A 14,162-nucleotide genomic window follows, 5' to 3' on the forward strand; every position below is an offset into this window, starting at 1 on the left:
TAAAAGCAAAATCTGTTTTCATGATTTTTGATTATGTTACCAATTTATAAGTTTCTAAAGCAGATAAATCAGAAGTAATAATAATGCACAAAACCATTTTTTAATCGGACTTTCAAAAAAACTTTGGAAAGAAAATGCAATCTAAATTTCTATTTGATGAAAATGGGCTTTAGATTGTAATTGATCCATCAGAAGAAAGAAATAATTAATAATTATAAAAAAAAGAAACAATGAAATTTAGTAAAATGAATTCAATGGCAATACTTGTAGCGATAGTATTCAGTGGTAATGTGTTCGCTCAAATTAATATGGCAGAGATTGTTGCAACAGGATTAACGTGTTCTATGTGTTCAAATGCTATCAATAAGCAACTTTATAATTTGGATGATGTAGATAGTGTTTCAACCGACTTAAATACGAATACTTTTGTGGTGTATCTAAAAAAAAGGAAATCAATTAAAACCAAGAGTATTGAAAGAAAGTATTGAAAAAGCTGGTTTTTTTATAGGCTCCTTAATATTATTTGTACCAACCGACTCTTTAATACCAGATAGTAGCAATACAATATTACTTAATGGTTCAACTTTTATTCTTTTGAATGAAAAACCTAACAAAAAAAATGGAGAAACAAAATTTAAAATTTATGACAAAGGCTACGTTACTCAGAAAGAATATAAAAAATTGCTAAAATCTTTAAAAATATCCTCATATCCTTTAAATAATGAAGATGATTATCATATCAAATTTGTCAATTTATGAAATTGTTTTTAATTCTTACTTCGGTTTTTCTAATGAATAACATATCGGCTCAAGAACTTTTTGTAGTTACGGATCCTGCGAGCAATGTGCCCGCTGGTTCTCTTTATGTTCGCATTGGACAATCGTTTTTTAAAGAACAATTTAAAACAGGTTATAATTACCATTTGATGCCCGAAGTTACTTGGGGAATTAATAAAAACTTCATGCTACGAACATCAGCATTTGTAAGTAATAGAAGTAATCAATTGATTACCGAAGGTGGTAGCTTCTATGCTAAATACCGTTTTTATTCTAATGATGATTTGCACCGGCATTTTCGTATAGCTGCATTTGGAAGATTTAGTTTCAATAATGCAGATATCCATCAGGAACAAATTGAGATCATGGGACATAACACGGGTTTTGAAACAGGAATTGTAGCCACGCAGCTAATAAAAAAAGTAGCAATAAGCTCTTCTATTAGTTTTGAAAAAGCTCTTGACAACAAACCTGATTATATATTTCCAACTTCGCAAAGTGATAATGCCACAAATTATACACTATCGCTAGGAAGACTAATGTACCCAAAAAAATACACTAACTACAAGCAAACTAATATCAATATAATGGTTGAATTTGTAGGTCAAACATTACACAATAATGGGAAATCATATTTCGATATTGTACCTTCAATTCAATTCATTATTTTTAGTCAAGCCCGAATTGATGTTGCTTACAGACAAGAGTTGTATAGTTCAATGTTACGTTCAGCTCCGAATGGATTTTATCTGAATTTAGAATATACTTTTTTCAATGTGTCAAAATGAAATATGTAAAAGATTTATTAAATTGGTTATTCAAAATATTATTCACCAAAAAATGCTGCAAGTGACAGCATTATTATTCATAAATTAAAATTTAAAAAATGAAGAATTCAATTATGATTCTAATTGCCACGTTATTGGCACTTATTGCCTGCAAAAATAATCAGGCACAACAAGAAAGCAGTACACCAACTTCGGTAAGTTCCGAACCTGGTTCAGAAGCTGTGTACGCTTGTTCGATGCACCCTGAAATAAAGGGAAAGAAAGGCGACAATTGCTCTAAATGTGGTATGAGCCTAACTGAAACAAAAGCAGCAACCACCAACTCTGATGTAAGCACTGGCTTACAAACAGGAGGTGCAGTTTCCATCAAGGAAATAGTGAATGGTTACCTGCTTTTAAAAAATGCGCTTGCCGCAGATAATACTAAAGATGCCGCCTCAGCAGGAAAGACATTAGAGTCTGCCTTTAAAAATTTTGATAAAAACGCTTTAAATGCAGAACAAAAAAAAGCGTTTGAAGAGATTGAAGAAGATGCCAGAGAACACGCAGAACACATTGGGGATAATGGTGGAAACATTGAGCATCAACGGGAGCATTTTGAAACATTGAGCAAAGATATCTTTGATTTAGTAAAAGTCTTTGGCAGTGAACAAATCTTGTATCAAGATTTTTGCCAGAAGTATAACAAAGGCCAAGGAGCAATATGGTTGAGCGAAACCAAAGAAATTAATAATCCATATTTAGGCAAAAAAATGTCAGCATGCTGCGTGATGAAAGGCGAGATTAAATGACGAGATGATGATCCTGTTTAAAAAAATATCATTCGTATTTATCATCATACTTGTACTAATTCAGTTTATCCAACCTGCCCATAATCAAAATGGGCAGGTTTTAGATACAGATATTTCCAAGTCAGTATTCGTACCGGAAAACGTGCAAATGCTTCTAAAAAAATCCTGTTTCAACTGCCATAGCAATAACACGAATTATCCCTTTTATATTTATATCCAACCAGCGGGTTGGTTTTTAAGTTATCATATTCGAAATGGAAAGGAAAAATTAAATTTTAGCGATTTCGGTTCGTATTCTAAACGAAAGCAAGAAAGCAAACTAAAATCAATTGCCAAACAAATAGAAAATGATGTCATGCCTTTAGCCTCATATACATTTATTCACAGAGATGCAATTCTTGCAGCGGAAGATAAAAACCTAATCATCAATTGGGCAAATAATGCAAGAGATAGTCTTTCACATTAATAAATAGCGGGAATAAAATATCCATTGTCAACCAAAATGTTATATAAATTAAAAATGAATTTTTAAAATGGATAATCAAAAAGAATCCCTTATTTTGTTATGATTTTTCATATTTATGATATTTTAAAAGATGTAGGTTTACTATGAAATATATTATTTTACTCCTCGTACTTCTCGGAAATCATTCTTCTTATGCTCAAAGCATAAATGAACCATGCGGTTTTAGTCTATTCACCAATACAAAATCAAAAGAAGTAGCAGATTTTGAAAATCGAATATCGAAAGAGATCACCCGAAAAAGAACTGATAACAAGTTTGCCTTTAATTCAGGAATTTATACCATTCCTGTCGTAGTTCACATTATTCACAATGGCGGAGTTGAAAATATTTTGGACACACAAATAATTAGTCAAATACAAATATTAAATGAAGATTTTAGAAAAGTACCAGGTACCAATGGTGATGGTTCAGGTGTAGATACAAAAATACAATTTTGCCTGGCTAAAGTAAATCCAAATGGTAAATGCACAAACGGTATAGTTCGTTTAAAATCTACACTTACAAATCATCAAACATATCAACAGAACTTATTAAAAGAATTAAGTTTTTGGCCACCGGATAAGTACTTAAATATTTACATCGTAAATTCAATAAATGGCGGAATTTTAGGCTATTCCTCATATCCTGGTGGTCCATCAGATGCTGATGGAGTGGTCTTGCGTGATGATGCATTTGGAAATATGGGCACAGCATCCGCACCTAATAATTTAGGTCGAACACTTACTCACGAAATTGCTCATTGGTTTGGATTATATCATACTTTTGAGAATGGTTGTGGCATAGATACATGTACTGATGGAGACAAAGTGTGCGACACGCCACCTGTTGCTATCCCAAACTTTGGTTGTCCTTCATCTATCAATTCGTGCCATAATGATTCTCCGGATGTTCCGGATCAAATTCAAAATTACACGGACTATACCAATGATGCTTGCAAAAACATGTTCACAGAAGGGCAAAGAGAAAGAATGCAAGCTACGCTCACAGCAATACGCACAACTATATGGAGCAATGCAAATTTGATTGATACGGGTTGTGATACCACTTTTCCTCAACCTGCATTTTGTCCAGTCGTTGCAGATTTTACAACTTCGAAAACGGGTCTATGTATTGACAGTAAAATCAATTTTACCAATCGTTCTTTAAATAAACCAACTAATTATCTATGGACATTTGAGGGGGGCACTCCTTCATCAGATACATCTGCAAATCCTAATGTTAGCTACTTTGCACTAGGTACATTTGCAGTAAAATTAAAAATTTGGAATGCTACCTCACAAGACAGCTTAATAAAAACAGCTTATATTACCGTTACTACACCTGCTTCCGGAGATTCTTTAGCTCTAAATGAAGGATTCGAAAATACAAGTTTTCCCCCGAGTGGTATTATTTTAGAAAATGCAGATACAGGTGTTACTTGGGAAAGAACTACTAAGGCATCTTATCAAGGAATTGCTTCGGTTCGAATAAATAATTTAATTAATACAAATTATGGACAAAGTGATGCATTGGTATTACCTCCTTATAATTTTACTACTTATTCAAATACGCCATTCCTTCGTTTTAAATGGGCGTATGCACGTAGCTCCCCAAGCTATTCAGATGAATTGATAGTATTAGCTTCAAAAGATTGTGGATTAACCTGGCAACAGATATTTTACCGTTCTGGTAATAACTTAACAACCGGTCCTACACAAACCACAGAGTACATTCCAGACTCAACTACTGTTTGGAAAACTGCTAATATCAACATGACTGCGTATTCAACAACAAAAAATGTGCAGTTAAAAATTATCAATGTAACTGATGGGGGTAATTGCTTGTATATTGACAACATTAATATGGGTGATACATCCTTGGTTTTATCGACCAAGAACGATGGAGAATCAAAAAATGAAATAACAATATATCCAAATCCAAGCCGGAGTAATTTAATCATTAAAAGCATTACAAGTTTAAAAGATTGTGATATTATAATACATGATATGCTTGGCAGATTATCTCAAAAAGAGATACTGAACAATGATTATGAAAATGAAATTCATCTCAATCAATCCATAGTGATCGGTATTTATTTTATAGTAATAACTAAAAAGAGCAAATTATTTAGTTATAAAATTATGAAACTATGATCTTTATAAACCCAGTTTCTATGTTAAATTATGTACATTTATTTTTCTGAATTAAAAATCTTCTATGATTTTATTTGCCGATTCGACGCTAATGATTCCAAAATGCATAAAATTCAAAATCAGTTTGACAATGAAAATCAATTTAACAATGAAATTATTTAGAATTATCATCCTTTTGCTTTCTTTGCAGGCTATTGTCAATGCTCAGGATATGAAGGGTATGGATATGACAAAAAAAGAAAACGTCACCCAAGCACAGCCGGTTACATATACTTGCATCATGCATCCGGAAATTCACGCCACAAAACCCGGCAAATGTCCCAAATGCGGAATGGATTTAATTGTCGAGAAATCAAAAAAAGCAAAACCAAAAAAGGCAAAGCCAAAAAAAACACAAGCTTCTCATGAAAACCATGATACGATTCCTGTGAGTAAGGAATCGACAAAGACTGAGAAAACGGATATGATGATTATTGATAACATGAAAATGCCTGCCAGTCCGTCTGGCGGGAATAACATGGATAATATGCCAGCGCAAAAACCACAAGACAAACCAATAAAAATAATTGTAAACAATACGCCGCCACGAACCGTAAGGTACGATTTGTACATTGCCGATACCTTTGTAAATTTTTCGGGTAAATCTAAACGAGCCATTGCAGTGAATGGAATCATTCCTATGCCCACACTAACATTTACAGAAGGGGATACTGCAGAAATTTATGTACACAATAATTTAAATGAAGAAACATCCTTGCATTGGCATGGACTCTTTTTGCCTAATCAATATGATGGCGTACCTAACCTTACCCAGATGCCAATAAAGCCTCAAACGACACATCTATATAAATTCCCGATTATACAGCATGGCACACATTGGTATCATAGTCATACAGGTTTGCAGGAACAAATCGGTATGTATGGTTCCTTTATAATGAATAAAAGAAAAGAATGGGACATTCCTACTCTACCAGTTGTGCTCAGTGAATGGACTGACATGAAACCAGAAGAGGTTCATCGCAGTCTGCACAATGCTACAGATTGGTTTGCCATAAAAAAAGGAACAACCCAAAGCTATTACGAAGCCATAAAAGAAGGCCATTTAAAGACAAAAATTACCAATGAGTGGAAGCGCATGAATGCAATGGATGTAAGTGATGTGTATTATGATCAGTTTTTAATCAATGGAAAAAACCAAAATGAACAAGCTCAATTTAAGGCTGGAGATAAGGTAAGATTGCGAATTGCAAATGGTGGTGCCTCCTCCTATTTTTGGCTTACTTATGCCGGCGGCAAAATTACCGTAGTCGCCAGCGATGGCAATGATGTAGAACCGGTTGAGGTGGATAGACTAATCATTGCAGTATCTGAGACATATGATGTTGTTGTAACAATCCCTGATAGCAAGAGTTATGAATTTTTAGTTACTCCTGAAGATCGCACTAACTCAGCTTCACTTTGGTTAGGTAGCGGAGAAAAAGTTCCGGCAAAAAAATTACCAACGCTGAAATATTTTGCCGGTATGAAAATGATGAATGCAATGATGGACATGAGCGGTAACCTGATAGAAATGGAAGGAATGAAAATGCAAAATCAGGAGATGGATATGAATGTTGTCATGTATCCTGAAATAACCGGCGAGGATAAACCGCAAAAGGAAGAAAAAAAAATGAATATGCAAGGGGATGATAAGCACAATATGCAAATGCCCAATAATAATAGTATGCAGGGGATGAATATGGAAAGTGAAACATCCGATATAGTTACATTGAATTACACGATGCTGCGTGCAACAAACAAAACGACTTTGCCGGAAGGACCACTGAAAGAATTAAGATTTGAATTGACTGGTAATATGAATCGCTATGTATGGACATTAGACAATAAGACGGTTTCAGAATCGGATAAAATATTAATTAAAAAAGGTGAAAATTTAAGAATCATCATTTACAATAACAGTATGATGCGCCACCCAATGCACTTACATGGACATGATTTCAGAGTACTGAATGGACATGGGGAATATGCACCCATGAAGAATATTATAGACATTATGCCTATGGAATTAGACACGATTGAATTTGCTGCCACTGAAAGTGGCGATTGGTTTTTTCATTGTCATATCCTTTACCACATGATGAGTGGAATGGGTAGAGTATTGAGTTACGAAAACTCACCGCCCAACCCCGAAATACCCAATCCGAAATTGGCACAACGGCAATTGTTTAGTGATGATCGGAAGTTTCATTTTATGGCAAGGGTGGGTATAGAAAGCAATGGTAGCGATGGTGAAGCCATGTTTGGACAAACCCGATGGAAGGTAAACACACTATGGCATTTGGGTTATCACGCTAGGCACGGTTACGAAAGTGAAACTACTGTTGGAAGGTACTTGGACAGAATGCAATGGCTATTTCCGTACATTGGTTTTGATTATCACTTTAAAAAACACAATCCAAAGGAGGATGCAAACCTATTTGGTGATGATGACTACACCATGTTCGGACAAAAAAGCAACAAAAACGATCGTAAAACAGTCGTTGCAGGTTTTGCTTATACATTACCTATGCTAGTTACTGCTGATGGAAGAATAGATAGCGATGGTAAATTCCGTTTTCAATTAGGTAGAGAAGATATACCGCTAACAAGCCGGTTGCGTTTAAATTTCATGGTCAATTCAGATAAAGAATACATGTTAGGAGGAAGGTATATTGTTACAAAATATCTATCCATTTCATCACATTATGATAGCGACATGAGTTTAGGGGGAGGCATTACAATAAATTACTAATAATAAATATCATGACAGCCATGATTTTAAACAAATAAATTTAACCCATTTACCTTAAAAAGTATTTATTCAATAAAATATAGGAATTACAATATTTGAAGGTAAATTTGTAACCTAAAATTAGTTAAAATGAAAAATCAGTTACTTTCTTTTCTATTAGTTACATCTTCCACAATAATCATGGCTCAAACCAATGCCACCAACTTCACTTGCAATGACTGTTCAGGAGTTTCGCACGAGCTTTTTAAAGAATTAGAAACAGGAAAAGTAATCGTCCTCGTTTGGGTAATGCCCTGTGGTGCTTGCACAGGACCTGCAATTACGGCATACAATATTGTCAAAAGCTTCCAATTAAGCAATCCTAACAAAGTTTATTATTATATGGTGGACGACTATGCAAATACCAATTGCCAATCATTGGGCAGCTGGTGTACTTCCAATGGAATTGAGGAAGACACTTTCTCATTAAGATTTTCAAATTCGAAAATTAAAATGAGCGATTATGGTTCAGATGGAATGCCGAAAATTGTTGTCGTGGCCGGAATTGATCACAAAATTTATTACAATGTAAACAATACGGTAAACGCGGTTAATCTGCAAAAAGCTATTAATACCGCATTGATAATTACAGCTACAAACGATACAGAAAATAATGATATTTCAATAATGACATCACCAAATCCTGCAAATGAATCAACTGTTATTAGCTGCAATCTTGAACAATCATTCAATACGAAAATTGAACTTTTAAATGCAGAAGGTAAATTGTTGCAATCTGTGTATTCAGGTAAACTAGCTGCCGGTGAAAATAAAATGGATTTGAATGTCGCCAATTATAATTCAGGCATTTATTACATCAAGCTGACATATGGCGACAAAGTCAAATTGTCGAAGTTTACTGTATCGCATTGATTAATTTACAAAGACTAAATAACTTGTTTTAAAGAAATTTATTTTCTCTTGTTGTTCTATAAAATAGCCATAAGATAATAACTAATAATTCATGAAATACAATTTAATTCTTTTTTATACCTTATTCGCTTTAAATCTTCATATGCAGAATGCTGTTTAAGAGGAATTAAAACCTCTATCGCAGGTGGTATGGCTATATAAATTTAGTCCTTTAAGCCTAATTAATTATTTACTCAATAAAAATATTTACAATATTAACCTTAAATTTGCAGCCCACAATTCATGAAAATACATATACTTTATATAATTATTGTTGCTTTTTCAACAATTATCATGGCACAAGAAAAAGCCACCAACTTCACCTGCAATGATTGTTCAGGAGTGCCTCATGATCTTTTTAATACACTTGATTCCGGAAAAATAGTCGTAATGGTTTGGGTCATGCCATGCGGAGCATGTACGGGAGTAAAAGGTTCCTATTTTTTAATGTCGGCATTAAAAAGTGGGGAAACCGTTGGTTGTTGTGCACCGGCAGAACCAAAAGTCGACAAGAATGAGTAGAAAAATCATAATAGAGACTTAAAACCTTAGGATTACGTTAATTTTCATTATTCACAAGCTAATTTCATCTTATAGCCAACAGACTAAAGACTTTGTCCTTATCTTCGCAGCCATGAAAATTTTTGCGTTCACTTTCAGTATCTATATTTTCCTGCTGGCTTTAGTGCCTTGTGGGGATGGGGATGAATGTAATGATCTGCAGAAAATAAGCATTTCAGAAAATGCTGACCACGATCATCATGATAATGATAAAGAATCTTGTACCCCTTTTTGCATTTGTTCTTGCTGTGGTACTTCCGTAATTAACTTGTATGATCTGGTGACTTTTTCTGATATAGTTCCGGTCCACTCTAAAGGCTTTCCAGTTTTTAATCAAACCTTTCTTTCTGTGGAGTATTTCCACATTTGGCAGCCGCCCAAAATCAGTTAGTGAATTTATGAATGTCCTTAATTGGACATAATTTAAATTACTTAAAGCGCTTCTGCTTTTTAAGTAATCAATTTTTCATTCATTATACTGATTAAAATATGTTAGATAAAATCATCGCTTTTAGCATACATAATAAATTCATCATTGGCTTGATGACATTTGCTCTCATTATTTGGGGCGTTTGGAGTGCGGGTAAATTACCCATTGATGCCCTTCCTGATATCACCAACAACCAGGTTCAAATAATAACACTATGTCCAACTCTTGCCGGACAGGAAGTCGAACAATTAGTGACATACCCTATCGAACAAAGCGTAGCCAACTTACCGGATTTGGTGGAGCTGCGTAGTATCTCTCGTTTTGGGCTTTCAGTAATTACTGCTGTATTTGATGACAAAGTGGACATCTATTTCGCACGGCAACTCATTAATGAAAAACTAAAAGAAGCAGAAGAAAAGATTCCTGAGGGAATTGGTACTCCTGAATTAGCGCCTGTTAGTACGGGCTTAGGGGAGGTATACCAATATATCATTCACCCAAAAAAGGGTAGTGAAAATAAATACACAGCAATGGATCTGCGCACGATGCAGGACTGGATTGTTGCGCGTCAATTGTATGGTACACCTGGCATTGCAGATGTAAATAGTTTTGGAGGACAACTTAAACAATACGAAGTAGCTGTCAATCCGGACCGTATGATTGCAATGGGGATAAGCATTCCTGAAATTTTTACGGCTTTAGAACAGAACAACGAAAACACCGGCGGAGCATACATTGACAAAAAGCCGAATGCTTATTTTATTCGCGGAGTAGGATTGATTGGTTCTTTTGATGATATCAAAAATATTGCAGTTAAGAATAGCCCCAACGGGATTCCCATTTTAATTAAAGATGTGGCCGATGTTCGTTTCGGATCTGCAGTTCGTTACGGAGCACTTACTTTTAATGGTGAAGTTGATGCAGTTGGTGGTGTAGTGATGATGCTGAAAGGTGCAAATAGCGCTGTAGTCGTAAACCGTGTGAAAGAGAAAATGCAAACCATTCAAAAATCACTACCGGTTGATATAGTCATAGAACCCTATTTAGACAGAACCGACTTAGTAAATCGTGCAATTTCAACTGTTGAAAGAAACCTGATTGAAGGAGCATTGATTGTAATTTTCATTTTGGTCTTATTCCTGGGAAACCTTCGTGCAGGACTGATTGTAGCATCAGCCATTCCTTTATCCATGTTGTTTGCATTGGGAATGATGAATGTATTTGGCGTGAGCGCAAATTTGATGAGTTTGGGTGCAATTGATTTTGGTTTGATTGTAGATGGTGCCGTAATAATTGTAGAGGCCACGATGCATCATCTGGGTTTACGCAAAAGAATTGATAGACTTAGTCAGGCTGAAATGGATGCGGAAGTTTTCAAATCGGCCTCAAAGATCAGAAACAGTGCTGCATTCGGTGAGATCATTATCCTGATAGTATATATACCAATACTTACTCTCATAGGTATTGAAGGTAAAATGTTCAGACCAATGGGACAGACAGTTGGTTTTGCAATTTTTGGTGCTTTGATTTTATCAATTACATATATACCAATGATGTGTGCACAGTTTTTATCAAAAAATGTTTCACACAAACGAACTTTCAGCGACAGAATGATGGAATTTTTTCAGCGTATTTATGCACCACTTTTGCAAATGGCTATCAAAGCTAAACTTTATGTGGTTGGATTAACTGTTGCAATATTTATTATTACTTCTGTTATTTTTTCAAGAATGGGTGGCGAATTTATTCCAACATTGGCAGAAGGCGATTTTGCATTTCATTGCATCTTATCCAAGGCACATCATTATCGCAAAGTATAGAAACATCGATGCAGGCTTCCGGCTAATCAAAGAATTTGATGAGGTCAAAATGGTGGTAGGTAAAACAGGAAGTGCTGAAGTGCCTACAGACCCAATGCCACCTGAAGCCAGTGATATGATGATTATACTCAAACCTCAAAAGTGAATGGAAACGGGATATTTCTTATGATGAGCTGGCGGATGAAATTTATGAAAATTAGAAAACATTCCCGGAGTATTCTTTGAAAAAAGTCAACCTATACAAATGCGTTTTAATGAGCTAATGACAGGCATAAGACAAGATGTAGCAGTAAAAATATTTGGCGAAAATATGGACACCCTTTTAAAGTATGCCAACAAAGTAAATGCGGTTGTCAATAATGTGGAAGGCGCCACAGAACCCAGTGTTGAACGAGTGGCAGGTCTGCCACAAATTGTTATCAACTATAATCGTGCGCAAATTGCAAACAATGGTTTAAATATTGAGGACATTAATCATATTGTCAGCACCGCTTTTGCAGGTGGTGAAGCGGGCGTTGTATTTGAAAATGAACGAAAATTCGATTTGGTGGTCCGCTTGGACAGTACTCACAGAAACAATATAGAAGACGTAAGTCATTTGTATATACCCACCGCTAACGGAACTCAAATTCCATTATCCCAGGTTGCAGAAATAAAAATGGAATTGGGTCCGGCACAAATAAGTCGTGAAGATGGAAAGCGTAGAATTGTAGTGGGTTTTAACGTCAAAGGTAGAGATGTGGCTAGTGTGGTCACTGACATTCAAAAACAATTGGATGAAAAAGTAAAATTACCGGAAGGATATTATTATACCTATGGAGGAACATTCGAAAATTTACAAGCAGCATCAGCACGATTGATGGTTGCTGTACCGGTTGCTCTTGCACTTATCTTTATGCTACTCTATTTTACATTCACATCTATTTCACAAGCAACGCTCATTTTTACAGCTATACCAATGGCTGCTATCGGCGGTGTTTTTGCATTATTGATTCGTGACATGCCTTTTAGCATTTCTGCAGGGGTAGGATTTATTGCATTGTTTGGAGTGGCTGTCTTGAATGGAATTGTATTAGTCGGCACATTTAATCAATTGGAGAAAGAAGGAGTTACTGACATTCTGCAAAGAATAAAGGAAGGCACTAAAATCCGATTGCGGCCTGTGTTAATGACTGCTACGGTAGCCTCACTGGATTTTTGCCGATGGCGCTTTCGCATGGTGCCGGCGCTGAGGTTCAAAAACCATTGGCCACCGTTGTAATTGGCGGACTTATCACAGCAACATTTCTTACCCCTTTTTGTATTGCCATTGCTATATATTTTGTTTTCTAAAAAAAGTAAAATTTATAAGGAGTTATGACTAAAATTATTTTATTGATTGCGATATTCTCTTTCAGTGATATCCATTCACAAGCATTGCCAAAAACCCTTACGGTTGAGAATGCTATATCTACGGCGTTAAAAAATAACCTGGAATTGCAATCGCAACAACTAAGCGTACAATCTTCCAGCGCATTACGGAAATCGGTGTTTGAACTACCAAAGACAGAAATCAACTTTCAGTACGGACAGTTCAATAGCATACAAAAGGATAATGCATTTGAGATTTCACAAACCATTCCATTTCCCACTTACTTTACTGCTTAAAACCCGCTTGTATAAAGCGGAATTACTAGGAAGTGAACTGCGGCAGCAAGCTACCATTAACCTGATAAAGCACAGGTACAATCTAATTTCTATCAGTTGTTGTATTTGCAATCAGCCAAAAAGCAATTGCAATCTTTAGACAGCTTGCTGAACGATTTTGTGAAAGCTGCTGCACTGCGATATAAGTCAGGTGAAACCAATTTATTAGAAAAGACAACGGCCGAAACCAAACGGGGACAGCTTTCACTTCTGCTCAAACAAAACGAAACCGAATATGCAATGGCATACAATTCTCTAAAAGTACTGATGAATACGGATGAAAATTTTGAAATCAGCGAGAATGAAACATTTGAGCCATTAACCATAAGCAACAACTTAGATACTTCGCTGATTAATAATAATCCTTCCATTAAATTAATGTATCAGCAAGCAATCATTGCAGAACAAAACAAAAGAGTAGAAAAATCAGCAGTATTACCCGATTTTACAGTTGGTTATTTCAATCAATCTTTAATTGGAACACAAATGGTAGATGGGGAAGATGTGTTTTTTGACCGAAGCAAACGCTTTCAGGGAATAAATATTGGCATCAACATTCCCCTTACATTTTTCAGCAACTCTGCAAAAATTAAATCACTCAATTACAAACAGCAATCTTTACTAAAAGAAGCCGAGAGCGGAGCGGTGGTATTGCAATTGCAATTGGAAAACGCCTTTCAGCAGTACAATCAAAATTACTCCCAATACAATTATTATAAATCAATTGCAATCCCCAATGTAGACATCATCATCAATACAGCAAGGATAGGATTTAGAAGTGGCGACATAGGTTACATCGAATATACCCAGGCATTGCAAACCGCAATCGATGTTCATCTCAATGCTCTGCAATCGGTAAACCAACTGAATCAATCGGTAATTAATATTAATTTCATAATCAACAAATAA

The 14,162-nt window shown here is 35.4% G+C and carries 8 protein-coding genes and 2 pseudogenes; all 10 read left to right on the forward strand.

Going from position 1 to position 14,162, the window contains the following annotated elements; genetic code table 11:
* The first annotated feature begins 230 nt into the window (after positions 1 to 230).
* Positions 231 to 759, forward strand: a pseudogene (locus IPK91_15935) (heavy-metal-associated domain-containing protein).
* Positions 756 to 1,565 (forward strand): hypothetical protein, encoded by an 810-nt coding sequence (locus IPK91_15940; protein ID MBK8298733.1) that lies wholly within the window; start codon positions 756 to 758, stop codon positions 1,563 to 1,565. Before IPK91_15935 ends, IPK91_15940 begins: the two are co-directional and overlap by 4 nt.
* A gap of 98 nt (positions 1,566 to 1,663) precedes the next feature.
* Positions 1,664 to 2,356 carry a DUF3347 domain-containing protein gene (locus IPK91_15945; protein ID MBK8298734.1) on the forward strand — a complete coding sequence of 231 codons (693 nt, stop codon included), beginning with the start codon at positions 1,664 to 1,666 and terminating at the stop codon, positions 2,354 to 2,356.
* A 7-nt stretch (positions 2,357 to 2,363) separates the two neighbouring features.
* A complete protein-coding gene (locus tag IPK91_15950) occupies positions 2,364 to 2,822 on the forward strand; it encodes a heme-binding domain-containing protein (GenBank protein MBK8298735.1) in 459 nt (152 codons plus the stop codon).
* A 143-nt stretch (positions 2,823 to 2,965) separates the two neighbouring features.
* The gene (locus IPK91_15955; GenBank protein MBK8298736.1) at positions 2,966 to 5,014 is read left to right on the forward strand and encodes a T9SS type A sorting domain-containing protein; all 2,049 of its coding nucleotides are present in this window, start codon (positions 2,966 to 2,968) and stop codon (positions 5,012 to 5,014) included.
* Positions 5,015 to 5,162: 148 nt separating this feature from the next.
* Entirely contained in the window at positions 5,163 to 7,805 is a 2,643-nt protein-coding gene (locus IPK91_15960; GenBank protein ID MBK8298737.1) for a multicopper oxidase domain-containing protein, read from the forward strand.
* 129 nt (positions 7,806 to 7,934) lie between these two features.
* Complete coding sequence (locus IPK91_15965) at positions 7,935 to 8,717, forward strand: T9SS type A sorting domain-containing protein (GenBank protein MBK8298738.1); 783 nt, start codon at positions 7,935 to 7,937, stop codon at positions 8,715 to 8,717.
* 333 nt (positions 8,718 to 9,050) lie between these two features.
* Complete coding sequence (locus IPK91_15970; protein ID MBK8298739.1) at positions 9,051 to 9,278, forward strand: hypothetical protein; 228 nt, start codon at positions 9,051 to 9,053, stop codon at positions 9,276 to 9,278.
* 112 nt (positions 9,279 to 9,390) lie between these two features.
* On the forward strand, positions 9,391 to 9,708 hold the full coding sequence (locus tag IPK91_15975) for a hypothetical protein (GenBank protein MBK8298740.1): 318 nt from the start codon (positions 9,391 to 9,393) through the stop codon (positions 9,706 to 9,708).
* 98 nt (positions 9,709 to 9,806) lie between these two features.
* A pseudogene (locus tag IPK91_15980) lies at positions 9,807 to 14,162 on the forward strand (CusA/CzcA family heavy metal efflux RND transporter).

Source organism: Saprospiraceae bacterium, from assembly GCA_016712145.1.
Taxonomy (GTDB): Bacteria; Bacteroidota; Bacteroidia; order Chitinophagales; family Saprospiraceae; genus Vicinibacter.

What these genes read in the sequence shown, in the direction of transcription:
- IPK91_15940 (MBK8298733.1), top strand. Translation starts at nt 756, where the DNA reads ATGAAATTGTTTTTAATTCTTACTTCGGTTTTTCTAATGAATAACATA.
- IPK91_15945 (MBK8298734.1), top strand. Translation starts at nt 1,664, where the DNA reads ATGAAGAATTCAATTATGATTCTAATTGCCACGTTATTGGCACTTATT.
- IPK91_15950 (MBK8298735.1), top strand. Translation starts at nt 2,364, where the DNA reads ATGATCCTGTTTAAAAAAATATCATTCGTATTTATCATCATACTTGTA.
- IPK91_15955 (MBK8298736.1), top strand. Translation starts at nt 2,966, where the DNA reads ATGAAATATATTATTTTACTCCTCGTACTTCTCGGAAATCATTCTTCT.
- IPK91_15960 (MBK8298737.1), top strand. Translation starts at nt 5,163, where the DNA reads ATGAAATTATTTAGAATTATCATCCTTTTGCTTTCTTTGCAGGCTATT.
- IPK91_15965 (MBK8298738.1), top strand. Translation starts at nt 7,935, where the DNA reads ATGAAAAATCAGTTACTTTCTTTTCTATTAGTTACATCTTCCACAATA.
- IPK91_15970 (MBK8298739.1), top strand. Translation starts at nt 9,051, where the DNA reads ATGGCACAAGAAAAAGCCACCAACTTCACCTGCAATGATTGTTCAGGA.
- IPK91_15975 (MBK8298740.1), top strand. Translation starts at nt 9,391, where the DNA reads ATGAAAATTTTTGCGTTCACTTTCAGTATCTATATTTTCCTGCTGGCT.